The sequence below is a fragment of the Phyllobacterium sp. SB3 genome (assembly GCF_040009165.1).
Taxonomy (GTDB): Bacteria; Pseudomonadota; Alphaproteobacteria; order Rhizobiales; family Rhizobiaceae; genus Phyllobacterium.
The window spans coordinates 205,484-230,324 of sequence record NZ_JBDYKI010000005.1 but is presented as its reverse complement, the minus strand read 5'-3'; the positions used below and the strand labels follow the sequence as shown (position 1 = coordinate 230,324).

The following is a 24,841-nucleotide window of genomic DNA, read 5'->3' as shown; positions in this document are numbered from 1 at the left end:
TAAAGAAAAAGCGGCGGCCTCCAGCGCCGCTTTTTCTAATCTATGAATACGCGAACCGTTGCAGCACGCCCCACTGAGTCAATCACAGTCAATGTCGAGTAGCCAGCCCCGTCAGGGGTCCATTGATTAACGCGACGTCGTGACATATCCGGCAAGGGCTTGCCATTGGCCAGCCAGCGAAACGGCGCTCTCCCTCCCTGCAACTTCAACACAAGCGGATTGATTTCTCTGCCTGACGTTGCTCCAAGATCGACCCGTGCACCTTCCGGCGGATAAACAATTTGCGGGGCTGGCTCACGCGTGGTTGAAGCCAGAAGGCCGCTTGGCGTCATAGAAAAACGGCGCTGGCTTATGGGCAATTCTGCCTGCGCAATTCGCACGGCCCCGGCGGGCGCTCGCGGCAATGGCGTTATTGCAATGCCGGATTTTGCAAACCCCTCAAACAGGATGGGGGCTGCCGAGCCAAAGCCGGTTATGCCGGGTACGGCGCTGTTATCCGGCCGACCTACCCAGACACCCAGAACGTACGCACCATCAAAGCCTACGGACCATGCGTCGCGGTAGCCATAACTCGTACCGGTTTTATAGGCGATGCCGCGCTGTCCCGCTCCGAGGGGTGGCATAACACCCGACAGAATATCGGCAATGTGCCAGGCGGCGACTGGTTCGAGCAATGGCTCGCCTTCGATCACCGACGGCTTTTCGCGAATGCCATCGCCCAGTTGCACCGGCCTGCCCTGATTGGCCAAAGCGGCATAAAGCTGAACAAGGTCTTTCAGCGTCGTCCCTACACCGCCAAGACCAATAGCCAATCCGGGCGCCTCGTTGGCGGGCAATACGGGCCGCACATCGGCACGCCGGAAACGAACCATAAGCCGCGTCGGCCCTACTACATCAAGCAGCCGCACAGCCGGGACATTCAACGATAATTGCAGTGCCTGCCTGACGCTGACATCCCCCTGATAGCTCATATCAAAGTTGCGCGGCCTGTACCCGAAGAAGTCTGTGGGACGATCCTCGATCATTGTTTCCTGACTGACCAGGCCGTCCTCAAAGGCAAGCCCGTAAATGAAGGGCTTCAATGTGGAACCCGGCGAACGGTTGATGCGGGTCATGTCGATCCAGCCGGAACGGCTTGCATCGAAATAATCGGCAGAGCCTACTTCGCCGACAATTTCGCCCGTCCGGGCATCGGCCATAACCATAGCTATGGAAAGTTTTGGTCCGAGCTTCGCCGCCGCATCGCGTGCGACTGTTTCAAGTCCCTGCTGAACTTTTCGGCGCAGGGTGGTCTGGTGGCGCTTGATCTGCGGTTCTTTACGGGAGGCGGCTTCCGCGAGATGTGCAGCAAGAGCCGGAAGTTGCAGGCGGCGGGAGGAGACAGGGATCAGGCTCGCCCGTTCGGCTTCCCCCTCACCCACGATCTTTTCGACTGCCATTCGCTTCAGAACGCGTTCGCGTGCATTTGTAGCGGCAGCGGCATTGCGGTCTGGACGGCGTTTTTCAGGCAATTGCGGCAAGGCGACCAGCAGCGCGGCTTCGGAAACGGTGAGCCGTCGCGGTTCCTTGCCAAAATAGCTAAGGCTTGCCGCACGCACGCCTTCAAGATTACCGCCATAAGGAGCGCGACTAAGATAAAGATCGAGAATCTCCGACTTGCTCAAGCGGCGCTCAATCTGCAATGCACGCAAGACTTGCTGGAACTTTGCTGTCAGTGAACGGCCTTCGCGCGGCTCGATTAGGCGAGCCACCTGCATTGACAGTGTAGAAGCGCCGGAAACAATGCGTCCATGGGTAATTAGCTGATAGGCAGCACGGCCCAAGGCCAACGGATCTACACCATGATGATCCCAAAAACGCTGATCCTCATAGGCAATCAGCATGCGGACAAATTGCGGATCGACATCTTTCGTGGTTGTGCCCAGCCGCCATCGGCCTTCGGCAGTAGCGAAAGCGCGAAGCAACTGACCATCCGCGTCCAGAACTTCAGTCGAGACTTCGCGTGCTTTTTCCAGAGGCGGCGGAAACGCATGATCCGCCGCATCCAGGCCAAAAGCCATTACGGTTGCCAATACGAGATTGGCCGAAACGCCGATGTAAAATGTCCGCCAAGTGAACATTATTGTGCTTCGACGACCTCCATACGGCCTGACGCTGTGCGAGCCGAGAACTGTGGACGGTACATATCCTCAACACTTGCCGCAGGATGGCTGTAGTTGCCCGGCGTTACCGCGCGAACCACATAGGCCAGCGTAATCTCGCTATTGTCGCTGGCAACGCGGTCAAAGGCGGCGACAAACCTGTCACTTCGGAACTCGGTATGCGCTGCCTCGACCTCGCCTATCCAATCGAAATTGGTCAGGCTGGCACTGTTGACCAATCCGGGATTATCGATTTCAAAACCTGCCGGCAGCAAGTCGGTTACCAGAATGCGCGAGGGCCATCTATTGTTCTCGGTAACTTTCAGAACAACAACGTAACGCTCATTCTGCCTCGCTTCGCTGACATTGGCCTCAGTGCCATCGAGGGTGTAATAGGTGCGCTCAATGTTGAACCCGTCACCACCGGCGGGCAGTGGCTGCGATGGAGCGGCAACCGTGGTGACAACCGCTGAGACCGGCGCAGAGCTGGCATTGGTAATCGTTACAGGCGATGAGATGAGTTCATCGCCTGTAATCTGTGACGTGTATCCGCCGGTGTGGGCTGAACCGTTGATGTCGAGCTTCAGATCATTATCTCCGTCCTGAATGGCACGCGCTGCAAGAAGCATCCATGTCTGCTCCTGTGTGCTGGTATAGCGTTTGCTTTCCCACTGATCCGCAACGATTTTCGAAAGCTGCGGGATGATTGCAGGAACGGGACGGCTCTCGGCTGCCAAGGCAAGAACGGCAGCTCCATCACGCAGTGATGAACCATAATCCGAGCGCGAAAGGCTGACATTGCTCAACAGCGATGTCTGGCCGACAATGCTCGTGAAGATGCTTTGTGACCGCTGACCATCGCCATAGAGCGAGAGCGCAGCCGCTATATGAGCTTTCGCCAGAGGCGTCGGGAACTCAGACAGCATCGTATCGGCATAGTAGCGCAGGTCGCTGATTGCAGCCTTGCGATTACGTGCCAGCACATAGAGCGCATAGGCAATCTCATTTCCCTGATCTTTGATATTAACATCATAGCTCAACGAGTTCTGAAGATTATCCAACGCCTGTACCAATGCCTGCTCCGGCACTTCATATTTCTGTTCGCGTGCACGGGTGAGGAAGTCGGTGACATAGGCATCGAGCCAAAGATCGCCGGACCCCGGGCTCCACAAGCCAAAGCTACCCGATGAAGACTGATAGGCGAGAACGCGGTAAATCGCCTCCTGCACGCGCTTCTGCACTTCGCCGTCTTCAGCCATGCCGGATTTCTTTGCGAGTTCACTCATATAGAGCAGCGGCAAAGCACGGCTGGTGGTCTGCTCGGCACATCCATAGGGATAACGATCCAGCGTCATCAGCAGCGCTGGAATATCGAATGCCGCCGATCTTGTGACATTGAGGCTTACAGAGGCTCCCTGAAGAATACTGCCCGCCAGCAATTCACTGTCAATTTTGACGCTGGCGTTAGGTGCAAGCTTGATCGGCTTGCGAACAGTCATTGGCAGGGTTGCTGGGCGAATCGGAAGATTAAGCGTCTGCTCAAGTGATAGTCCTGTAGTGTTCGATAATTTCACCGAGACAACGCCATCGCCGGGATGAACACCGACAAGCGGCAATGTAAGGTCGAACTTGCCGCCAGCGGTCAGGTTAATCGCCTGTGATGCACCGGGCTGCTCTACCTCAACGGCGGGATTGCTGGTGACCTGTACCTGATATTCACCGGCAGGAGCATCCGTATTTGCGATATCCAACCGCAGGGAAGCCTTGTCGCCGGGGGTAAGGAACTTCGGCAGGCTTGCCGTAACAACCACGGGATCGCGAATGATCACATCCGAAGTGGCATGGCCAACACCGGACTTGGACCAAGCAACCGCCATGACCCGCGCGGTACCGTTGAATTGCGGAATGTCGAAACTGACATTGGCCTTGCCCTCCGCATCCAGCTTTACCGGGCCGGAGAAGAAGGCGACAAGCTTTTCGGTCGGCGGGTTGCCTTGTATCGGCATCTGCGCGCCGTCGCCACCCGTACGCAGCTTGCCTGTAGTACCCTGCGAGCCGTCAATCAAACGACCGTAAAGATCACGAATTTCGAGACCAAGCTGACGCTGACCAAAGTACCACGTGTCAGGATCGGGCGCTTCGTAGCGCGTCAGATTCAAAATGCCTACATCGACCGCAGCAATAGTGACAAATGCGTTTTCATTTGCGCCAGCACCTGCAACCTGCACAGCAATATTCAATGGTTGGCGTGGTTCGGTTTTTTCTGGCGCCTCAAGCTTGATGGCAAGTTTGCGATCACCGGGATTAACATTCAGCCATTTGATGCCGATAGCACGCATGGGCATATGTGTTTCCTGCGCATCGCCGGGCCGGAACAGCGTAGCCGTGACGTAAGCTCCAGCGCCCCAATCAGCAGTCACGGGGATATCAATCTCGCCGCCTTCCACACCGATGCTGGCCTTTGCTGTCGTCAAAAGGCTTTCAGCGCCGACCGTAACAAGAAGCTCGCCTGCAAAGCGCGACGAAACTTTGAGTTTGGCCGTGTCACCGGGAGCATATTGCTCCTTGTCGAGCGCAATTTCCAAGCCATCAGGCGTTTCAGTAGAAGTCGCTTCGACATAATAACCCGCGTCGAATTCAACGCTTGATGTCGGACCATCGGTAGCGGCAGTTTCAACTTCCAGCCGGAAGCGGCCCCAAGTGACCGGAACCGAGATGGCACCACCATCGGTCGTAACGTCGACGGTGCCGTTGGCAACCTGCTTGGTAGACAGGATAGGCTCGTATTTCCACGAGCTGCCATCGCGATACCACTGGTAATTCCGCTCGACGCTCAGCAACTTCCATGACAGGCCTTGCGTCGCCTGCTTCTGACCGTTTGCATCAAGCGTAATAACATTGAACTTGCCGATGGAATTCTCGCCAAGATCACCGGAGAACTCCGGCTTGATGCCGATCATTGAGCTTTCGGACTTGATAGGCAGTGTCAATGAACGCTCGACAGCGCGGCCGCCCGCTTCTTTCAAACGGACAACGACATTTGCATTCAGCAATTGCGTTGTCGAAGGCGCATCCGCAACGGTTACATCAAAAGTCGCCTTGCCATCTTCGTCCAATGCATCTGCTGCTTCAATCGGAACAGAAGTAGGTTCGCTTACCTGCTCATCTGCCAGACCGAAGAAATAACCTTTGAAATCATCCCGTTCCCGCGTTGGCTTGATAACGACATCGCCCTCGGCAAACAAACCAGCTGCCGGTGCGCCATAAAGATAGCGCCCGTCAATCGTCACCTGTGCAGGCTTTCCAATCTCCAACGACTTGGCTTCGGTTGTCAGATCAAATTCGATCCGGTCCGGCACAAAGTCTTCGACCATGAATTGCTTTTCGGCAATCGACGATCCCTTGGGGTCGGTGAATATCTGCATGGTCCAGGTGCCGCGCATGGCGTTGGCCTGCAGCTCAAGATCGAGATTATGCCCACCGAGATTCTCGCCATCACTGACCATCCTGCGGTCTTCGACACCATCCGGGCGCCTGAATATGAAAGTGAGTGGTAATTTCTCGACAGCGTTTGCAGCGTTGTCGCGCGCAAGTGCTGAGACATGGACCGTCTCACCTGCCCGGTAAATGCCACGTTCTGTCCATGCCAGAATATCGATGGCACCGGGCGCTGCACGTCCGGTAACACCGCGATCCGAGAGATCGAATCCGGCACGGGTCATGTCAAGGAACACGTAATCCGCGTCGCCATTCTTGGCGGTGATTACGGCAGGAACCATCGCGGCAGTTCCGCGCATCAAGCCTGCGCTGAATATTGCGCGACCATCCGTATCGGTAACTGCTGTTCCGAGGATTTCATTGTTCTTGGCAAGAAGCTGAAGTTCGACGCCTATCAGCGGTTGAGCGCTGGCCAGCGAACGCACAAAAACATTAAGGCCATCTGTGCCCGTGTATGTGGACAGGCCAATGTCGGAGACAACAAACCATTGGGTTGCCTGTGCTGCCCAGTCATCCTGTTTTGACTCAGCCGATACGGCAGTCAGCACATAGACACCCGGCTTACGCTGCGGCAGTGCTTCATCCACGGGGAAGCTGGTTACAACATCCTTGTTGAGGTCGGGCTGAATATCAATCGTGCCTTCCCATACGGCCTCGCCAGCTTCATCCTGCAAGCGTTGAGCACTATAACCCTCAAGCTGCGTCAAGAACTGCGAACTTGTAAGCAGAGGCGCAATGCCGCGATCCCCGATGCGGTAGAGTTTCAGCTTGGCGCTTCTCGTATTGACCGAAACGATAGGAATACCGCGACGTGCCGTGCTTGGCAGGACGAAGCTGTCGCCGGTAAAGCGGACCATAGCCGAGCGGTCCTTGACATAGATATCGAGGTCCACCTGACCTTCCAGAGATTCACCCACTGATGATGGAAGACCTGCGCGCATCGCTACCTTGTAGCGCTCGCCATGTGTCAGGCCTTCAACGCAGATTTCACTGCCTTTCGCTTCCACACTCTTCGCAGGCGCACCGTTCAGCGTAACGAAAGGCGCGTAGTCAGTGCCCATTTTTACCAATGGTTCTGAGAACTGAACGCATGCGCGGGCTGTTGCGCTGTCGACATCAATCGTATGGTTGATGACGCGGAAGCCCTGACGCCCTTTCAGATCGTTGTAAGCTGTTCGTACTGTCTTGGCCTCGACGAGTTCGAGACTCGCCTTGTAGGCATTGATGGCAGCTCGATAGTTTTGTGCAATCTCAAGAGATGTTCCCAGCACAGAAAGCGCTTCGGCACGGCTTTGCGTGGTACGGGACAATTGATAGGCGTTAAAGGCTGCCAATGCAGACTGGCCACCCCTGTAACTGTCGGACCCGACATTTCCCGCCTTTGCAAGTTCCAGCCAGACGTCGCCATTTCCGGGTGCGAGTGCCAGTGCAGCCATGTAGTTGGCAATCGCCGGTGTTATTGATCCATTGGATGCCTCATTTCTTGCCATATCAAGCAGCTTGCCAAAGCCGAGCATCTTGTCCGATTCACTCAAACGGAGATTGGATTTAACCTCACGTGCATCGCTGATGAACTGGTCCGATACGAACTGCACCTTGGGAGCGACACCGATATCCGGCTCGGCAGTCGTTTCAACGACCTTTCCGGCGAACACGCCAGGAAAACTCTTCAGCTCTTTGAAATCGGACTTGAGGAAGCACCATTTCACCTTGGGGTTGTAGGTGAACGCTTTACAGGCCTGATCAGCAAGACAAACAGTCTCACATTGGTCCAGCGTGACATCTTCTTCGGTACGCAGATCGAAACCGAAATAATCGCTATCCTTGGTCGTGACGATATCGCGATTAACTTCCGCGGCTCCCGCCGGTAAAATGGCGGTAAAGAATGTGAGGAGAAGAGCAAGAAGCCCAAACCTTGCGCGCATAGACATATCGTCCTCCCAACGCCACTGCTGATCCTGATGGAGGGCACTCTTTAAACTTCATCATGACTTGTCAACAGAGCATGCGATTTCCGGTTGTAATCTCAACGCAATTTCCAACAAAAAGGCCCCTAAACGGGGCCTTTCTTGTTCTTGTGTGAAATGTTTATTGGAACAGGATAATTGCCTGCTTGATGGTGACCCAAACACCCCAAAGAATTGGAATACCGACTGCCGCCCAAGCCAACGCTGCTTTTGCGTCAAGTCCGCCATGGCCAATGCCGAACGATCCGCTGGCGCCCGCATCAGCAACCTTGATTTTGGCCTGCAATGCAGCGACTTCCGCATCCGACATGAACCATTTGTCTGCCAGAGGACGCACGAACAGATTGGCGATCAATCCAAGAGCCAGCATGCCCGCCAGAATATACATCGTCCGGTCATAGACCTGATCTCGCGGCACACCCGCATTGATCTGAAACTCGCGAATGTAATTGACTACCACAGGACCAACGATACCTGCTGTCGCCCAGGCAGTCAGCAGGCGGCCATGAATGGCACCGACAAACTGCGTACCGAAAATATCCGCCAGATAGGCCGGGATGGTTGCAAAACCGCCGCCATACATCGACAGGATCACGCAGAAAATGGCAACGAACAGGGCTTGGCTGCCCATATGCGCTGCTGTTGGTGCCAAGGCATAAAGCGCGATGCCGAGAGCAAAGAAGGTGAAATACGTTGCCTTGCGGCCAAGCCGATCAGACAGCGACGCCCAGAAAAAGCGGCCACCGATGTTGAACAGCGAGAGCAGGCCTGTGAAACCAGCCGCAATAGCTGCTACCGCAGTTTTCTGCGATGCATCAAGCTGCGTGAAACTCACATCCGGAAAGCCGATCAGCTTGCCCGCAAAGATTTCCTGCAACATGGGCGAGGCCATGCCGATAACGCCGATACCTGCCGAAACATTCAGGCAGAGCACGGCCCAGATAAGCCAGAACTGTTTGGTCTTGTGGGCATCACGTAAGTGAACGTGCCGCGTGGTAATCATGGCCTTGCTGTTGGCAGGTGGTGACCAGCCTTCAGGACGCCAGTTTGCAGGCGGGATACGATAGCCGAATGCACCGCAAATCATGAAAACGAAGTAGCCAGCGGCCATGACAAGCAGCGTCTGCCAGACGCCAACGGATTCCGGCGTCTTGAAGTAATTCATGAGAAGATTGGCGAGTGGGGCACCAATCATTGCACCGCCGCCAAAGCCCATGATCGCCATGCCTGTTGCCATGCCGCGCCGGTCCGGAAACCATTTGATCAGGGTCGAGACCGGGGAAATATAGCCAAGGCCCAGACCAATACCGCCGATAACGCCCGCACCAAGCCACATCAGCCACAATTGATGTGTCATGATCCCTATAGCCGCGATGACCATGCCGCCACACCAGCATAGTGCAGAGACCACACCAGCCTTGCGGGGACCTGCCCGCTCCAGCCAGCCGCCCCAGATAGCCGCAGAACAGCCTAGCAGAACGAAAAACAGAGTATATATCCAACCAAGATCACTCACCCGCCAGTCGCAACTGGTGGTGAACAATGCGGTGACGAGATTGAGATCGGCGCAGGCAACTGACTGTTCTATCCCAATGGAACGGGACAAGGGCAACCAGAAAACGCTGAAGCCATAGGCCATGCCGATACACAGGTGAATCGCCAGCGCGGCCGGTGGAACCAGCCAACGGTTAAAACCCGCTTTAGCGACGATCCGCTCGCGGTCGAGAATGCCGGGGGTTCCTGTTGAACCTCCTGCAGTTTGGTCAATTGCTGACATGCGATGCCCCTCCCAAGGTTTGCATTCAAAACAAGATGGATAGTTGGATCAGACTGGAACAGGACCCGGCTTGCGTATCTGCTTTGCAGCCTCGACAACCAATGGATCCAGCCCGTTATCCTGCTGTTCCAATATGTCGAAGAACTGCTGACGCATGCGCGGTTCCCAAAAATGATTGATGTGATCGGCTACAGCTGCTGCTGCCTCGTCTTTCGGCTGTGAATGGAAAAAAGTTGCGATCTGATTGGCCATATAGACCAGTTTCGTCGCGGTGGATTTATGGCTTTCACTATCCATATTGCACCAGTCTTACAGTTGGACTTTGAATCAGGGTAGACGCTGCCGGATCAGGATTGAGATGCGGCCTTTGTGGCTTGTCATCTTTCGAAGGCTTGATTTGCGCCGCTGCAACCGGAATACGTTCCGGGCGCGTGAATACATCAAATTCGTCTCCGCGAACCAGCGCCACCAGAGTCAGGCCAGCAGCATGCGCTGTTCGGATCGCCAGCGCTGTCGGGGCGGAAACCGCTATGAGCACTGAAGCCCCAATGATCGCGGCCTTTTGAACCATCTCAATGGAAACGCGGCTGGTTATGACAATTGCGCCAGTGCTTCCATCAATGCCAGAGCGGCAAAGGCTTCCTGCCAGTTTGTCGAGGGCGTTATGTCTTCCGACATCTTCGCGCGCAACAAGGATGCCTTGTCCCGGCTGATAAAATCCGGCGGCATGTACTGCACCTGTCTCTTTGTGAAGTGGCTGTAATTCCGAGAGCAGGCTGACGGCTTGCGCAATATCATCCGGAGTGAGTTCCAGCTTCACACTCTCGACCGAGGAGACAGGTTTTAAAGCCTGCTCGATGGATTCAATACCGCAAAGGCCGCAACCAACGGGGCCTGCCATGCGGCGCTTGCGGTCACTCAACTCCTGCCCCGCCTCACCCGCGAGCCTGATCTGAATGTCTATGCCTTCCGCATGATCCTCAACATTGATCTCATCAATCTCTTCGAGGCTCGAAATGATACCCTCAGAGAGGCTGAAGCCAACCGCAAAATCTTCCATGTCAGATGGCGTCGCCATCATGACGGCATGGGTCGTACCATTATAGCTGAAGGCAACAGGTGTCTCTTCTGGGACAGCCCTGTCGCTTCTCGCGTAGCTATCAGCCACACCTTTCAGGCGGCGGGTAATCCGCGGTACAGGCTGGCGTGCGGGGCGTTGCTCCACCTCTATTCCGCCGCGTCGAGTACTTTGATGCGGCGGCTTTGACGGGCCTGCTCATCATACTGAACCTGCCAATCGCTCGGACCGTTGGACGCACCTACCTGCACTGCCGTGACTTTATATTCCGGACAGTTCGTCGCCCAATCGGAGAAGTCGGTAGTGATGACGTTTGCCTGCGTCGTCGGATGATGGAATGTGGTGTAGACTACGCCGGGCGAAACCCGATCCGTGATGAGCGCCCGCAGTGTGGTTTCACCGGAGCGACTATTGATCTTCACCCAATCGCCATCGCGGATACCGCGATTTTCAGCGTCATGCGCATGAATTTCCAGACGATCCTCTTCATGCCACATGACATTATCCGTACGGCGGGTCTGCGCGCCGACGTTATATTGGGAAAGGATACGGCCGGTTGTGAGCAGGAGCGGGAACCGTGGTCCGGTACGCTCGTCCGTTGCTACATATTCCGTACGGATGAACTTGCCCTTGCCGCGTGCGAAGCCATTAATGTGCATGATCGGCGTTCCAAGAGGTGCCTTTTCATTGCACGGCCATTGGACAGAACCTTCCTTTTCAAGAAGGTCATAAGTCACGCCTGCAAAGCTCGGAGTGGTCAGGGCAATCTCATCCATGACCTGCGATGGATGCGTATAGTTCCAGTTGAGGCCCATTGCCTTGGCAAGATTTTGTGTAACCTCCCAATCCGCATAACCGTTGAGTGGGCTCATGACCTTGCGCACGCGATTGATGCGGCGCTCGGCATTGGTGAAGGTGCCATCCTTCTCCAGGAATGTAGAACCAGGCAGGAATACGTGGGCGTAGTTTGCTGTTTCGTTGAGAAACAAGTCGTGGACAACGACGCATTCCATCGCTTCGAGCCCGGCAGCAACGTGCTTCGTATCCGGGTCCGATTGCAGAATGTCTTCGCCCTGAATGTAGATACCTTTGAACGTGCCATCGACGGCAGCATCCAGCATGTTCGGAATGCGCAGGCCCGGCTCATCCTGAATTTTGACGCCCCAGAGCTTATCGAAAATGTCTCGCGTCGATTCATCGGAGACGTGGCGATAGCCGGGAAGTTCGTGCGGGAATGAACCCATATCGCAGGAACCCTGCACATTGTTCTGGCCGCGCAATGGATTAACGCCAACGCCCTTACGACCAATATTGCCGGTTGCCATCGCAAGATTGGCGATTGCCATGACCGTGGTAGAACCCTGACTGTGTTCTGTTACACCAAGTCCGTAATAGATTGCGCCATTGCCGCCGGTTGCAAATAGGCGTGCAGCCTCGCGCAAAGTTTGCGGATTAACTCCTGTCAGCTCTTCAATGGCTTCAGGGCTGTGTTCCGGGCTGGAAACGAATGACGCCCAATCCTGGAATTCTTCCCAATCGCAGCGTTCTCGAATGAACTTTTCGTCGAACAGGCCCTCGGTAACGATTACATGAGCCAATGACGTTACAACGGCCACATTTGTACCGGGGCGCAACTGCAAATGCTGTGCTGCTGCAATATGGGGCGAGCGCACCAGATCAATCCGGCGTGGATCGACCACGATCAGCTTCGCGCCCTTGCGTAAACGCTTCTTCAGACGCGATGCAAAGACGGGATGACCATCGGTCGGATTTGCCCCGATGACCATAACCACGTCCGTATGTTCAACGCTGTCGAAATCCTGCGTACCGGCAGACGTGCCGAAAGTGGTCTTCAGACCATAGCCGGTTGGCGAGTGGCAGACACGGGCGCAAGTATCGACGTTATTGTTGCCGAAACCGGCGCGGATCAGTTTCTGAACGAGGAATGTCTCTTCATTGGTGCAGCGCGATGATGTGATACCGCCAACGGAATTGCGCCCATACTGATATTGGATGCGGCGGAACTCATTGGCCACATGTTTATAGGCCTCTTCCCAGCTTACCTCACGCCACGGATCGGTGATTTTCTCACGGACCATTGGGTTGAGAATACGATCCTTATGGGTCGAATAGCCGTAAGCAAAACGGCCCTTAACGCAGGAATGACCGCGATTGGCCTTGCCATCCTTATACGGCACCATACGGACGAGTTCTTCGCCGCGCATTTCCGCTTTGAACGAGCAGCCGACACCACAATAGGCGCAGGTCGTAACTTTGGAATGTTCCGGCTGCCCGATCTGGATAACCGACTTTTCCGTCAGTGTGGCGGTAGGGCAAGCCTGCACACAGGCACCGCAGGAAACGCACTCACTGTCGAGGAAGTGTTCATGCATGCCGGGTGACACACGGCTGGAAAAACCACGACCTTCTATGGTCAGCGCGAATGTGCCCTGCACTTCTTCGCAGGCACGCACGCAGCGCGAGCACACAATGCATTTTGCCGGGTCGTATGTGAAATAAGGATTGGATTCATCCTTTGGCATCCAGCGGTCGTTGGAAATGCCTTCCTTCTTTGCAAAGACGTGGTTATCGCCTTCGTATCCATAACGCACATCCCGCAGGCCAACAGCACCAGCCATATCCTGTAATTCGCAATCGCCATTGGCAGCACAGGTCAGGCAATCAAGAGGATGATCGGAGATATAAAGCTCCATCACGCCTTTACGGATATCCTTCAGACGCTTGGTCTGTGTATGAACGACCAGACCTTCCATCGCGGGTGTGGTGCAGGAGGCGGGAGTACCATTGCGGCCTTCGATCTCGATCAGGCAGAGACGGCATGACCCGAATGCATCGACCATATCCGTCGCGCAAAGTTTCGGCACCTGAATGCCAGCTTCCATGGCGGCACGCATCAGGGAGGTCCCTTCGGGAACCGTCACCTCATTGCCGTCAATGGTCAGTGTGACCATCTTCTCCGAGAGGGAAGCCGGTGTGCCGTAATCGATCTCATGAACCAGTGACATGGTGAACTCCTATTCCGCCGCAACGGCAAGCGGTGCCGGGCGGAAATCTTCAGGAAAATGCGTGAGGGCGCTCATGACGGGATAGGGTGTAAAACCTCCCAAAGCACAAAGTGAGCCGAACTTCATCGTGTTGCAGAGATCGGTAAGAACTGCGATCTGCTTTTCGGGCTCGATATTGGCTGAAAGGCGGTCCACGACCTCAACGCCGCGTGTCGAGCCAATGCGGCACGGCGTGCACTTGCCGCAGGATTCCACGGCACAGAACTCCATCGCAAAGCGCGCCTGCTTCAGCATGTCGACGCTATCATCGAAAACAACAAGCCCGGCATGCCCGATCAGACCGTCCTTGGCTGCAAAAGCCTCGTAGTCGAATGGGGTGTCGAATAGCGAGCGAGGAAAATAAGCGCCTAGCGGGCCGCCAACCTGTACAGCTTTTACCGGGCGTCCGGTCGCTGTACCACCACCGATATCATCGACAATCTCGCCAAGGGTGAGACCGAATGCAGCTTCGAAAAGGCCGCCATGCTTGACGTTACCGGCGATTTGCAGCGGAATGGTCCCGCGCGAGCGACCCATGCCGAAATCTTTATAGAAGGCCGCACCGCGATCCATGATGACTGGCACGGAGGCCAGTGAAATCACATTGTTGATGACTGTGGGTTTACCGAACAATCCCTTGTGCGCCGGTAGCGGCGGCTTGGCCCGGACGATACCACGACGGCCCTCAAGGCTTTCAAGCAAGGCCGTTTCTTCGCCGCAGACATAGGCACCGGCGCCGACACGTACTTCCATATCAAACGCATAATTAGAACCAAGCACCGAAGTACCCAGAATGCCGGCGTTGCGCGCAACCTCGATAGCCTCGTTCATTACAGCAATGGCATGCGGATATTCAGAACGGATGTAGATATACCCCTTGGTTGCCTCAACCGCGATACCTGCAATCGTCATGCCTTCGATAAGAACGAAGGGATCGCCTTCCATGATCATACGATCGGCAAAGGTACCGCTATCGCCTTCATCCGCATTGCAGACGATATATTTTTGCGGAGCTGCCGTATCGAGAACCGTCTTCCACTTGATGCCCGTCGGGAAACCTGCGCCGCCGCGTCCGCGAAGGCCGGAATCAGTAACTTGAGCCACGATTTCAGCCCGCGATAATGCAAGAGCGTTCTGGAGACCTTTCAAGCCATCATAGGCGCGATAATCATCAAGAGAGACGGGATCGGTGATGCCGCAGCGGGCAAATGTCAGGCGGGTCTGCTTTGCAAGAAAGGGGAGATGATCGGTCAGACCGAGCCAAAGTGGATGCACCCTGCCCTCAGCCAGACCGCCATCAAGCAATGCGGCAACGTCCGAAGCTTTGACCGGCCCATAGGCCACACGGCCATTCGGTGTTTCCACCTCGACCATCGGTTCCAGCCAATACATGCCACGCGAACCATTGCGCACGATTTTTGCGTCAAGGTTGCGGGCAGTGATTTCGTTTTCAAGGGTTTGGGCGACTTTTTCCGCTCCAAGTGCCAATGCACCGGAATCACGCGGGACATAGAAGGTGACACTCATAAGCGCACCTCAGCAGCAATTTCCTCAAGCTGCTCGGCATCGAGACGGCCAATAACCTCGCCATCCAGCATTGCCGCCGGAGCGCAGGCGCAAAGGCCAAGGCAATAGACAGGTTCCAGTGTCACCGCGCCATCCGCGGTCGTGCCATGCCAGTCAATGCCGAGCAATTGACGGGCTCGATCAGCCAATGCATCGCCACCCATCGACTGACAAGCTTCGGCACGGCAAAGCTTCAGGACATGCCGACCCGCCGGATGATCGCGATAATCATGATAGAAAGAAAATACACCGTGCACTTCAGCGCGGGAAATATTGAGAGCCTGCGCAATCAAAGGCAGGGTTTCCTGTGGCACATAGCCAAACTCACCCTGCAACTCATGCAAGATAGGCAATAACGGCCCTTCTTTGCCTTTGAATTGATCGATAATGCCTATCGCTCTTGCGGCGACGTCGGTACTTGCGCTCTGCATTTTGTGCAGCGCCCTCCCTTTATTTCTCCTCGTGACTTAGAACAGATCAAAAAACTGATATATAATCAATAGTGCAGACTCGTCACTCGATAGAAAATTCCTATCAAGAAACATCCATTGTTAGGGCTAGCGCCCGTGCCTCATGCAATAATGCAGAAACGAGCGGCGTGTGAGGTTCGCGATCGGCCGTAACCAGCCCCACCAAATGGCGCGCATCCGGTTCAACAATGGGGATGGATCTAATCGGCTCCGCAAACCCCAATGTCTCGGAGAGATTGAGGGGCATGATGCTCACCCATTTGCCGGTCCGTATATGGGAGAACAGTACGATCATTGAATTCGATTCAAGCGTCGGGCTAACCTCGACACCTGCTTCGTGCAAATGCTTGTTTATGAGACGGCGATTCTGCATGTCTTTTGTTAGGAGGCAAAGTGGCAGTTGGCCCACCTCTGCCCATGTGACCGATGTCCTGTCCGAGTATGTATTGCCAGCGGCAGTGATCAACTGGTAGCGCTCGGCATAGAGAGGAACTGACGTGACACGTCCCAGAGGTTCATTATCGAGATAGCTGATACCAGCATCTATCTCGAAATTACTGAGCAGCGTCAGGACTTCCAGTGACGTTCGCGATGTAACGGAAAAGGTAACATCAGGATGTTTTTCCCTGAAAGGCGTCGTGAGCTTGGAAACCATCGCCAGTGCGGTTGGTATGGCCGCAATCTTCAGGTGCCCGGCAAGACCGGAATGTGCTGCACGGATTTCTTCCCGCATGGTTCTCGTATCACCGACAATCCGCCGTGCCCACTCGAGCACGCGTTGCCCTTCCGACGTCAAGCCGTTGAAGCGCGAACCGCGCTGAACGAGAACAGCTCCAAGCGTGTTCTCAAGCTGGCGAATTGCCGCCGAAAGTGTCGGCTGCGTAACGCCGCATTCTTCAGCCGCCCGCCCGAAATGCTTGTGGCGAGCCAATGCAATAAAGAATTCCAGCTTGTCGATCATTCAGATTGCTCCTCCACAAAGAGCTAATGACGATTTGTGCAAATGAGCAAGCCCCCGATAGTCACACCGCTTTGATCTGGCAAAGCGCATCGTTTGATGTATGTTGCCGTCAACATCCACGCTTCCAAGGACATGAAAATGGATATCCGTCAGATTGACGATCGCTACGCCGTGACTGGCCAAATTTCACCGGACGATGTGCGCGATATCGTGGCCGCTGGCTATGGCGCGCTTATTTGCAACCGCCCGGATGGAGAGACACCGGACCAGCCCGACTTTGCCGAGATTGCAAAGGTCGCGGAAAAGGCAGGCATCCCTGTTTATTACGTACCAGTTGTCTCCGGACAGCTGACACAGGATGATGTCGACGCAATGGCCTCGGCTCTTGAAAAGGCTGAAGGTCCGGTTCTTGCCTATTGCCGTTCCGGTGCCCGCTCCACCAATATTTACGGGATTGTGCAGCAGCAAAAGGGCTGATTGGTGCGCAAGGCAGGCGTTGCGCTTACGTTTGTCTATTCGGTGGCGCTGGCTGTTAACCCAGTCAGCGCTGGGGACAAACCATCATCCGCTGATGACGGTAAGAAGCCTATCCAGTCCAACAAAAAGCTGATGGACGATCTCGACAAGTTATTTGAAAACGACTCCCCGGTGAAGCCGGCAAGCGGCGGCACTATCGAAGATCACATGATGAACGAGATTCAAGCTTGCTGGGCTCTTCCTGCCTACAAACAGGGTGATATTTTGCCCGAAACAAAGGTAACGGCGAATGTCGGAAAGGATGGATCGCTACTCGGCGATCCGATTATTCTGAAATCCGGAAAAGACACTCTAGGCAGACAACTCGCCGAAAGCGCTGTTCGGGCCATCAAGCGGTGTGCGCCATTCAAAACAGTAAAAGATAATCCTCAAGCTTACGAACAGCTTCGAACAATAATCTTCAACTTCAAGCCCTCAGCGTTATAATTAGAAGAACGCCTGAATGCCTGTCTGTGCCCGCCCAAGGATGAGGGCATGTACATCGTGTGTGCCTTCATAGGTATTCACAGTTTCAAGATTTTGCGAGTGACGCATCACATGGTAGCCAATCTGGATGCCATTTCCGCCGTGCATGTCGCGGGCAACGCGGGCGATATCCAGCGCCTTGCCGCAATTGTTGCGTTTGACGAGACTGATCATCTCGGGCGCCATCTTGTCCTCATCCATGAGACGGCCAACGCGCAATGAAGCCTGCAAACCCAGGGTGATTTCTGTCTGCATATCGGCAAACTTCTTCTGGAAAAGCTGTGTTGCGGCAAGGGGACGCCCGAATTGCTTGCGGTCCAGACCATATTGCACAGTGCGCTGCCAGCAATCTTCAGCCGCGCCCAGAACACCCCAGGAAATACCGTAGCGGGCACGGTTGAGGCAGCCGAACGGGCCTTTGAGCCCGGCCACATTTGGCAGAATATGTTCTTCGCCGACAATGACACCATCCATGACGATTTCACCTGTAATCGAAGCACGAAGCGACAGCTTGCCATCAATCTTTGGCGCGGAAAGACCCTTCATGCCTTTTTCAAGCACGAAGCCCTTGATCTGGCCGTCATGTGCGTCGGACTTGGCCCAGACAACGAACACATCAGCAATCGGGGAATTGGAAATCCACATCTTTGACCCGGAAATGCTATAGCCATCGGCAACCTTGGTGGCGCGCGTCTTCATGCCTGCCGGATCAGAACCTGCATCCGGTTCTGTCAATCCAAAGCAACCAATCCATTCGCCAGAGGCGAGCTTTGGCAGATATTTTTTGCGTTGCTCTTCCGAGCCATAGGCATAGATCGGATACATCACCAGCGACGACTGCACGCTCATCATGGAGCGGTAACCACTATCCACACGCTCTACCTCGCGTGCAACAAGCCCGTATGCAACATAGGATGCGCCTGCGGTGCCGTATTCCTCTGGCAGTGTAACGCCAAGCAAACCCGCTTCGCCCATAAGCCTGAACAATTCAGGATCAGTCTTTTCCTGCAGATAGGCTTCTTCGATGCGAGGCAAAAGCTCGCCTTGGGCAAACGCGCGCGCACTGTCGCGAATCATCCTTTCATCCTCTGTCAACTGATCTTCCAGCAGAAAGGGATCGGTCCAGACAAAGGACGGCTTGGAATTTGCCATTGGGGTCTTCTCCTCGAATAGGTCTCAAGACCTATCATCAAATCTGTGCCGGTGGCCAGATGATGGCGTTGCTAATATTTGCTTGGATGATGAGCGACACGCATGATTTGCACATTTCAGTCATCGGTCGAATCCACTATATCTTTGCAATGGCCATCAAACAGCTCACCGAAACCATCATCAACCAGATCGCAGCGGGCGAAGTCATTGAACGACCCGCAAGCGTGGTTAAAGAACTGGTTGAAAATGCCATCGATGCTGGCGCAACCCGTATCGATATCGTCACCGCAGGTGGTGGCAAGAATTTGATCCGCATAACCGACAATGGCTCGGGTATTCCTTCAGATGAGCTTGCGTTGGCGGTATCACGGCATTGCACGTCCAAATTGACCGATAATGTGCACGATATCCAAGCTCTTGGTTTTCGTGGTGAGGCACTGCCTTCCATAGGCTCTATCTCGCGACTTTCACTGAAGTCACGCACAGCAGATGCGGATTCCGGATTTGAGATTGCCGTCAATGGCGGGAGAATGGATGGTCCGCGCCCGACAGGTATGAATGGCGGCACGATTGTTGAGGTTCGCGACCTCTTCTTTTCCACACCTGCCCGACTGAAATTCATGAAGACCGACCGCGCCGAGGCAACTGCTATCAGCGATGTCGTGAAGCGAACGGCAATCGCCTTTCCGCATATTCGCTTTTCAATTAATGGCAGCGACCGCACACCCCTTGAAATGGCCGCGACCGGCGTTGGGTCGGAGGGAATGCTGGAACGTATTTCGCAAGTGCTGGGAAAAGAGTTCCCGGAGAATGCGATTGGCATAGATGCCATGCGTGACGGTGTAAGGCTGACTGGTTTTGCCGGCATTCCAGCCTTCAATCGCGCCAATAGTCTGCACCAGTTTGCTTATGTGAATGGACGTCCGGTTCGCGACAAGCAAATATGGGGCGCAATCCGTGGTGCCTATGCGGATGTCATGTCCCGCGACCGTCACCCCGTCGCCGTGCTGTTCCTCAATCTTGATCCTGAACTCGTTGATGTGAACGTCCATCCGGCAAAAGCCGACGTGCGCTTTCGTGATCCCGGTCTTGTACGCGGCCTGATTGTCGGGGCAATCCGGCAAGCACTAGGGCAATCCGGCATACGCGCTGCAACCACTGGCGCAGAGGCGATGCTGCAATCGTTCCGTCCCGGCGGTGTTGAACCTCGCTCAGCAACGCAAACATGGGATAACGGAAATATCCATTCCAGCAATCAGAACTATTCGACCCAACAATCACCATTCCGTCCATTCGAGACAGTTCCGGTCGCTGCAAGCGACGGTCATGGGCTTGCTGAAGCTGTGCAGGAATTTCTCTATGATGGTGCGCATGCACTGAGTGCCGATGCTCGTGCCAGCACAAGCAGTCCTGCACCGGAATTGCTTTCCATGCCTCTTGGCGCGGCCCGGGCCCAAGTCCACGCGAATTATATCGTCGCCCAGACTGACGATAGTCTTGTCATTGTCGACCAGCATGCTGCGCATGAACGCCTTGTCTACGAGGCGCTGAAGAATGCACTTCATTCGCGGCCACTGCCCGCACAGATGCTGCTCATACCGGAAATTGTCGACCTCCCCGAAGATGATGTGGGACGGCTCGTTGCTCACGCAGAAACGCTTCAGCGATTCGGACTTGGCATCGAATCGTTTGGGCCGGGCGCCATCGCAGTGCGTGAAACGCCATCCATGCTGGGGGAAATCGACACACAACAGTTGATACGCGATCTGGCGGATGAGATTGCCGAACATGATACTTCCGACGGCTTGAAAGCCATTCTCGATCACGTAGCCGCAACCATGGCGTGTCATGGTTCCGTCAGGGCGGGCAGACGGCTTAAACCCGATGAGATGAATGCATTGCTCCGGCAGATGGAAGCAACGCCGGGATCCGGCACCTGCAATCACGGGCGCCCTACCTATATTGAATTGAAACTGACTGATATTGAACGGTTGTTCGGCAGGCGGTAACCGGAGCTTGACCCCGAAAGTCCTAAGGCCGTAAATAGCGGCGATTGATTAAACTGGAACAGATGTAATGAACCGATTTGAAGGCCCCGGCTCGCGCGAAGCCAAAATACGCTATCTCGACGGCGATTTTCAGGTTCTGTCGCCGGGTTCTTATGTGTTGTGTGCCGTTACTTCGGAAAAAATCGCCATTGACGAGCTTAAATATTGGAGCGTCGCCCGTCAGGAACCTTATGTCGACGCCCACACTTCATTCAACCGGGAACTTCAGGAGAATCCAGAGTTACGACAAAGAAGCAAGGGCTGAACATGTTTGATCGTCGCGCAATTCTGCTCTCGCTCTTGGGTGCTGGTCTTGCTGTCAGCGGGTGTACGACTGATAATGCCGCGCCAGCTTACAGTGGTCCGACTCGAACTGTTCGCGGTTATCTGAAAGGACCGCCCTATGCTCGACTGTCACCGAGCGCCACAGTTTTTATCACCGCCCACGATGCAACCAGCGGCGTCAGTTCAAAAATGCCGGAAATAGGGGCAACAAAATTCACCCTCAACCGGGTTGGTCATTTTCCGGTGTTATATGAAATCGAAATTCCCGCCAGTCATTCGGTTCCCCGCATTTCACTGGACGTACAAATACGTCAATATGGTCGACTGATATTCAGTAATGATCGTCAGTATAGTACAACCAGTGGAAACAATCTCGACATACCTCTTGTCGAATCGCATCCACGGTTCAGAAGCCGCAGCACCCTATAGATTTTTCAGTATGCGCGCTTTTGCGCGCTCTCTCGTGTCACGGATAATATTCTGTGCCGTTTGCGGATGATTGAAAAACAGATCGACCTCCAGGACAAGTGTTTGCCCGGCAAGTTTTCTAGCCAGCGCGCTGCCGTCAAGCAGCCTTACATGGTCCTTTGCGGTCGTAATCAAAGTAAGATGGTCCTTGGCCGCTTCCTTCATCAAATCGACGGCATCCTCATCCGTATAAGGATGGTGATCCGGGAACGATCTGGTTTGGGCGACATCCAATGAGGCTTCATTCAAGGTCCTGAAAAACTTGGATGGATCGCCAATGCCTGCAAACGCGAATAAGCGTCCCTGTCCAAGGTCGGCCATATCTTTTGGTTGAAGCACGGATTCATATATTGGTTTTGCCGCCCTCGCCGCACTGCGAACCACCTGGTCGGCACCGTTAGCAGTGCCAATCCTCAGCAGGGCATCGGTGCGAACCAGTTGATCGGTCAAAGGTGCACGCAATGGCCCCGCGGGGAGCACTTTGCCATTACCGATACCGCGACCAGCATCAACGACCAGAAGTGCATAATCAAAATGCAGCCGGGCGCTCTGAAAGCCATCATCCATGATGATGAAGTCACACCCACTCTGAACCAGCGCTCTCGCGCCCGCCACACGATCAGCACAGACGACAACAGGAGCATGACGCGCCAGCAGCAGCGGCTCATCACCAACATGGCGGGCGCTGTCGTGAACTGGATCAACCTTATGCAGGCCGGAGAATGCACCGCCATAGCCACGGGACACGATCCCCGGCTTCAGGCCGGCTGCAATTGCCGCTTTGGCGAGAGCAATGGATGTCGGGGTTTTACCTGCGCCACCCACGGTGAAATTCCCGACGCAAAGGACAGGAACCGCCACTGACGGAGGATTGGCCCGCCGGATGCGGCGACCGGCAATTGCGCCGTATATCTTCGCCAGCGGGCTTAAGGCTTGCGCACGCCAATCCGGCTTTTCCCACCAGAATGGAGGCGCTTCAGACGTCATTTCCAGGCGCTTTCACGATTGGATAGCCGTGCCTGCAGCACCAGAGGTTGCAAGAAAGGTTCGAGAGCCGTCATGGTGCGGGACAAGGAACCGCGCATATCTTCCACTGTCTTCAGTCCGGCATCAATCATGACCTGCCGCTCAGCCGGGTTGTTGAACAGATAGTTTACCGCCCCTGCCAGCATGTCCTTGTCGCGTACAAGCTTGGCGGCACCATTCTTTATCAGGCGCTGATAGGAGTCCCGAAAATTCTGAACATTCCGGCCGGAAAGGATCGCGGATTTCAGCATGGCGGGTTCCAGTGGATTCTGACCGCCTTGCGCAGTCAACGAGCGGCCAACAAACGCAATCTCGGCCATTCGCAAATACAGCCCCATATCACCAATCGTATCGCCGATGAATATATCGGTTTCCGGCTCGATTGGATCATTTCGGCTGCGTAGCGCAACCTTCATCCCCATGGCCTCTATCTGAGCCGCTACTTCTGCGGCGCGATCCGGATGCCGAGGCACCAAAATCGTCAGCAAATCACGATGCCTCGCCTTGAGCATCTGGTGTACCTGCGAAACGATTTCCTCTTCGCCCTGATGGGTAGAGATGGCCGCCCACGTCTTGCGTGATCCAATCATTCCCTGAAGTGTGGCCAACTGTGAATTATCGACCGGAGGAATAGCCGTATCGACCTTCAGATTACCCGAAACGGTTACAGGACGGGCACCAAGGGTGCGGAACCGCTCACCATCAACATCGGACTGCGCCACGACATGGGCAAGGTTTTCAAACAGTGCTTCTGCAATCGATGCGCGCTTGTGCCATGCGGTAAACGACCGATCTGACAAACGTCCGTTAACGAGAACCTGTGGAACGCGCCGGGTTCCAAGTTCGAGAATGGTCATCGGCCAGATTTCCGACTCGCATATTACTGCCAGATCAGGTTGCCAATGGGTTAGGAAGCGATCAACCGCAGGCTTGAGATCAAGCGGTACATATTGGTGAATAACACGATCACCGAGACGGTCCTGAACCATCTTGGCGGAGGTAACCGTTCCTGTCGTCAAGACGACATGGATTCCCATTTCCACAATGGCTTCAACCAGAGGAGTAACGGCAGATGTTTCGCCGACGCTTGCAGCGTGAACCCAGACCAGCGGGCCCGATGGACGCGCCACGCTGGCAACGCCATAGCGCTCGCCCTGACGACCGCGCTCTTCCTTTCCCTTGCTGGCACGAAACGCCACATAGGCGCCAACCACCGGGAAGATTATGGCACCGGCCCAGCGATAGGTGCCGAGTGCGAGTCTTGCCCATTTCTCACTCATGCTGCGTCATCCACAAGTTGATGCACGCGGAGCGTATTCGCATTCAGGCTGTCTGTCAGTTCAACGCGTTTGGCTTCAAGCATGGCATCGTCAGCGTCCTGAGGAACAAAAATCGGGTCGCCGACAATCAATCCTGATTTGCCGAATGGCAATGGAATAGTTGTCTTATCCCAGCTCTTTTCGAGAACTTTCCGGCGTGAGGTCAGATAACAAATAGGGAGAATTGGACGGCCCGACAATTTTGCAAGCAGAACAACACCTATGCCTGACTGGCGAGGCGTACCATGGGGAATATCAGCAATCATCGCTGCGGTCTTGCCATCCTTCAATGCCTTTTTTAGGGCAAGCAAAGCGCGGGCACCGCCTTTTTCCGTACCTTTAGCGCGATCCCTGCCTCCAGAACCACGAATTATCTCGACGCCAAAGCGTTCAGCGACACGGGCATTCAACTCCGCATCCTTGCTGCGCGAAAACATTGCAACAAACCGTACATTGCGCGGCATCAAAAATGGAGCCATCAAATGCTGGCCGTGCCAGGCCACAGCGATGAAAGGCTCGCCGCCGCGCTTCATGTCCTCGACGTCCGATGAGCCTGCAAGACGGGGATTTGTGGCATTCACCAGCCGGAAAAACTGCGTGATCAACCAGACGATCATTGATCGAACAGCCGGTGAATTCGCCAGAGGCCCACGAACAGACCGCCAGAAGCGCTTCAGCAGACCCTTTTTCTTCTTAGGTGAAGATTTGGAGGTCACTGTAATTTCGCTGGCTGGCATTTCATTGTCTTGTGGTGTCACACGATCAACCTGATTTACCCGTCGCCGGGTCAAGCAGCTTGTGCATGTGAACGATGAAATAGCGCATATGCGCATTGTCAACCGTCTGTTGCGCCTTGGATTTCCAGGCACGCTGGGCCGTCTCGAAGTTTGGATAGATGCCAACAATATCCAGATTGTTGAGATCGCGGAACTCAACCCCGCCGAGCTTCTTAAGCTCACCACCAAAAACCAGATGCAGCAGTTGTTTTGGATCCGATGTTTCTTCGCTCATAATTACT

The 24,841-nt window shown here is 54.8% G+C and carries 19 protein-coding genes; 5 read left to right on the top strand and 14 right to left on the bottom strand.

Features of this window, described 5'->3' with window-relative positions:
* Positions 1-35 precede the first annotated feature (35 nt).
* The 9 genes from pbpC to ABKW30_RS19845 form a co-directional block, all read right to left on the bottom strand.
* Complete coding sequence (pbpC, locus tag ABKW30_RS19885) at positions 36-2,120, bottom strand: penicillin-binding protein 1C (protein WP_348600656.1); 2,085 nt, start codon at positions 2,118-2,120, stop codon at positions 36-38.
* The gene (locus ABKW30_RS19880; protein WP_348600828.1) at positions 2,120-7,564 is read right to left on the bottom strand and encodes an alpha-2-macroglobulin family protein; all 5,445 of its coding nucleotides are present in this window, start codon (positions 7,562-7,564) and stop codon (positions 2,120-2,122) included. Before ABKW30_RS19880 ends, pbpC begins: the two co-directional genes overlap by 1 nt.
* A gap of 163 nt (positions 7,565-7,727) precedes the next feature.
* Entirely contained in the window at positions 7,728-9,383 is a 1,656-nt protein-coding gene (locus ABKW30_RS19875; RefSeq protein WP_348600655.1) for an OFA family MFS transporter, read from the bottom strand.
* Between the two features lie 48 nt (positions 9,384-9,431).
* On the bottom strand, positions 9,432-9,680 hold the full coding sequence (locus ABKW30_RS19870; RefSeq protein WP_348600654.1) for a formate dehydrogenase subunit delta: 249 nt from the start codon (positions 9,678-9,680) through the stop codon (positions 9,432-9,434).
* A complete protein-coding gene (gene fdhD / locus ABKW30_RS19865; RefSeq protein WP_348600827.1) occupies positions 9,673-10,572 on the bottom strand; it encodes a formate dehydrogenase accessory sulfurtransferase FdhD in 900 nt (299 codons plus the stop codon). Before fdhD ends, ABKW30_RS19870 begins: the two co-directional genes overlap by 8 nt.
* 38 nt (positions 10,573-10,610) lie before the next feature.
* Positions 10,611-13,487: a formate dehydrogenase subunit alpha gene (fdhF, locus tag ABKW30_RS19860; RefSeq protein WP_348600653.1), complete on the bottom strand. Its 2,877-nt coding sequence runs from the start codon at positions 13,485-13,487 to the stop codon at positions 10,611-10,613.
* Positions 13,488-13,496: 9 nt separating this feature from the next.
* Positions 13,497-15,053 carry an NADH-quinone oxidoreductase subunit NuoF gene (locus ABKW30_RS19855; RefSeq protein ID WP_348600652.1) on the bottom strand — a complete coding sequence of 519 codons (1,557 nt, stop codon included), beginning with the start codon at positions 15,051-15,053 and terminating at the stop codon, positions 13,497-13,499.
* Positions 15,050-15,523, bottom strand: coding sequence for a formate dehydrogenase subunit gamma (locus ABKW30_RS19850; protein WP_348600651.1), 474 nt, complete (start codon positions 15,521-15,523; stop codon positions 15,050-15,052). The genes ABKW30_RS19855 and ABKW30_RS19850 overlap by 4 nt, the downstream gene beginning before the upstream one ends.
* A 103-nt stretch (positions 15,524-15,626) precedes the next feature.
* A complete protein-coding gene (locus ABKW30_RS19845; protein WP_348600650.1) occupies positions 15,627-16,523 on the bottom strand; it encodes a LysR family transcriptional regulator in 897 nt (298 codons plus the stop codon).
* A 138-nt stretch (positions 16,524-16,661) separates the two neighbouring features.
* Here ABKW30_RS19845 and ABKW30_RS19840 point away from each other — a divergent pair, with 138 nt between their 5' ends.
* Positions 16,662-17,000 carry a TIGR01244 family sulfur transferase gene (locus tag ABKW30_RS19840; RefSeq protein ID WP_348600649.1) on the top strand — a complete coding sequence of 113 codons (339 nt, stop codon included), beginning with the start codon at positions 16,662-16,664 and terminating at the stop codon, positions 16,998-17,000.
* Positions 17,001-17,132: 132 nt separating this feature from the next.
* The gene (locus ABKW30_RS19835; RefSeq protein WP_348600648.1) at positions 17,133-17,486 is read left to right on the top strand and encodes a cell envelope integrity protein TolA; all 354 of its coding nucleotides are present in this window, start codon (positions 17,133-17,135) and stop codon (positions 17,484-17,486) included.
* Here the strand turns inward: ABKW30_RS19835 and ABKW30_RS19830 are convergent, their stop codons facing one another.
* A complete protein-coding gene (locus ABKW30_RS19830) occupies positions 17,487-18,677 on the bottom strand; it encodes an acyl-CoA dehydrogenase (RefSeq protein ID WP_348600647.1) in 1,191 nt (396 codons plus the stop codon).
* A gap of 149 nt (positions 18,678-18,826) precedes the next feature.
* On the opposite strand from ABKW30_RS19830, the gene mutL reads away from it, so the two are divergent.
* The 3 genes from mutL (at position 18,827) to ABKW30_RS19815 (ending at position 21,439) form a co-directional block, all read left to right on the top strand.
* Positions 18,827-20,686 (top strand): DNA mismatch repair endonuclease MutL, encoded by a 1,860-nt coding sequence (gene mutL, locus ABKW30_RS19825; RefSeq protein ID WP_348600826.1) that lies wholly within the window; start codon positions 18,827-18,829, stop codon positions 20,684-20,686.
* 67 nt (positions 20,687-20,753) lie between these two features.
* Complete coding sequence (locus tag ABKW30_RS19820; protein WP_348600646.1) at positions 20,754-20,990, top strand: DUF2093 domain-containing protein; 237 nt, start codon at positions 20,754-20,756, stop codon at positions 20,988-20,990.
* Between the two features lie 2 nt (positions 20,991-20,992).
* Positions 20,993-21,439 (top strand): hypothetical protein, encoded by a 447-nt coding sequence (locus tag ABKW30_RS19815; protein ID WP_348600645.1) that lies wholly within the window; start codon positions 20,993-20,995, stop codon positions 21,437-21,439.
* Here ABKW30_RS19815 and lpxK read toward each other — a convergent pair.
* The 4 genes from lpxK to ABKW30_RS19795 are packed head-to-tail and all read right to left on the bottom strand — an operon-like array spanning position 21,434 to position 24,834.
* Positions 21,434-22,465: a tetraacyldisaccharide 4'-kinase gene (lpxK, locus tag ABKW30_RS19810; protein WP_348600644.1), complete on the bottom strand. Its 1,032-nt coding sequence runs from the start codon at positions 22,463-22,465 to the stop codon at positions 21,434-21,436. The genes ABKW30_RS19815 and lpxK overlap by 6 nt on opposite strands.
* A complete protein-coding gene (gene waaA, locus ABKW30_RS19805; protein ID WP_348600643.1) occupies positions 22,462-23,784 on the bottom strand; it encodes a lipid IV(A) 3-deoxy-D-manno-octulosonic acid transferase in 1,323 nt (440 codons plus the stop codon). Before waaA ends, lpxK begins: the two co-directional genes overlap by 4 nt.
* A complete protein-coding gene (locus ABKW30_RS19800; protein ID WP_348600642.1) occupies positions 23,781-24,560 on the bottom strand; it encodes a lysophospholipid acyltransferase family protein in 780 nt (259 codons plus the stop codon). The genes waaA and ABKW30_RS19800 overlap by 4 nt, the downstream gene beginning before the upstream one ends.
* A gap of 25 nt (positions 24,561-24,585) precedes the next feature.
* A complete protein-coding gene (locus ABKW30_RS19795; RefSeq protein WP_348600641.1) occupies positions 24,586-24,834 on the bottom strand; it encodes a DUF4170 domain-containing protein in 249 nt (82 codons plus the stop codon).
* Between the last annotated feature and the right edge of the window lie 7 nt (positions 24,835-24,841).

What these genes read in the sequence shown, in the direction of transcription:
- pbpC (WP_348600656.1), bottom strand. Translation starts at nt 2,120, where the DNA reads ATGTTCACTTGGCGGACATTTTACATCGGCGTTTCGGCCAATCTCGTA.
- ABKW30_RS19880 (WP_348600828.1), bottom strand. Translation starts at nt 7,564, where the DNA reads ATGCGCGCAAGGTTTGGGCTTCTTGCTCTTCTCCTCACATTCTTTACC.
- ABKW30_RS19875 (WP_348600655.1), bottom strand. Translation starts at nt 9,383, where the DNA reads ATGTCAGCAATTGACCAAACTGCAGGAGGTTCAACAGGAACCCCCGGC.
- ABKW30_RS19870 (WP_348600654.1), bottom strand. Translation starts at nt 9,680, where the DNA reads ATGGATAGTGAAAGCCATAAATCCACCGCGACGAAACTGGTCTATATG.
- fdhF (WP_348600653.1), bottom strand. Translation starts at nt 13,487, where the DNA reads ATGTCACTGGTTCATGAGATCGATTACGGCACACCGGCTTCCCTCTCG.
- ABKW30_RS19855 (WP_348600652.1), bottom strand. Translation starts at nt 15,053, where the DNA reads ATGAGTGTCACCTTCTATGTCCCGCGTGATTCCGGTGCATTGGCACTT.
- ABKW30_RS19850 (WP_348600651.1), bottom strand. Translation starts at nt 15,523, where the DNA reads ATGCAGAGCGCAAGTACCGACGTCGCCGCAAGAGCGATAGGCATTATC.
- ABKW30_RS19845 (WP_348600650.1), bottom strand. Translation starts at nt 16,523, where the DNA reads ATGATCGACAAGCTGGAATTCTTTATTGCATTGGCTCGCCACAAGCAT.
- ABKW30_RS19840 (WP_348600649.1), top strand. Translation starts at nt 16,662, where the DNA reads ATGGATATCCGTCAGATTGACGATCGCTACGCCGTGACTGGCCAAATT.
- ABKW30_RS19835 (WP_348600648.1), top strand. Translation starts at nt 17,133, where the DNA reads ATGGACGATCTCGACAAGTTATTTGAAAACGACTCCCCGGTGAAGCCG.
- ABKW30_RS19830 (WP_348600647.1), bottom strand. Translation starts at nt 18,677, where the DNA reads ATGGCAAATTCCAAGCCGTCCTTTGTCTGGACCGATCCCTTTCTGCTG.
- mutL (WP_348600826.1), top strand. Translation starts at nt 18,827, where the DNA reads ATGGCCATCAAACAGCTCACCGAAACCATCATCAACCAGATCGCAGCG.
- ABKW30_RS19820 (WP_348600646.1), top strand. Translation starts at nt 20,754, where the DNA reads ATGAACCGATTTGAAGGCCCCGGCTCGCGCGAAGCCAAAATACGCTAT.
- ABKW30_RS19815 (WP_348600645.1), top strand. Translation starts at nt 20,993, where the DNA reads ATGTTTGATCGTCGCGCAATTCTGCTCTCGCTCTTGGGTGCTGGTCTT.
- lpxK (WP_348600644.1), bottom strand. Translation starts at nt 22,465, where the DNA reads ATGACGTCTGAAGCGCCTCCATTCTGGTGGGAAAAGCCGGATTGGCGT.
- waaA (WP_348600643.1), bottom strand. Translation starts at nt 23,784, where the DNA reads ATGAGTGAGAAATGGGCAAGACTCGCACTCGGCACCTATCGCTGGGCC.
- ABKW30_RS19800 (WP_348600642.1), bottom strand. Translation starts at nt 24,560, where the DNA reads ATGCCAGCCAGCGAAATTACAGTGACCTCCAAATCTTCACCTAAGAAG.
- ABKW30_RS19795 (WP_348600641.1), bottom strand. Translation starts at nt 24,834, where the DNA reads ATGAGCGAAGAAACATCGGATCCAAAACAACTGCTGCATCTGGTTTTT.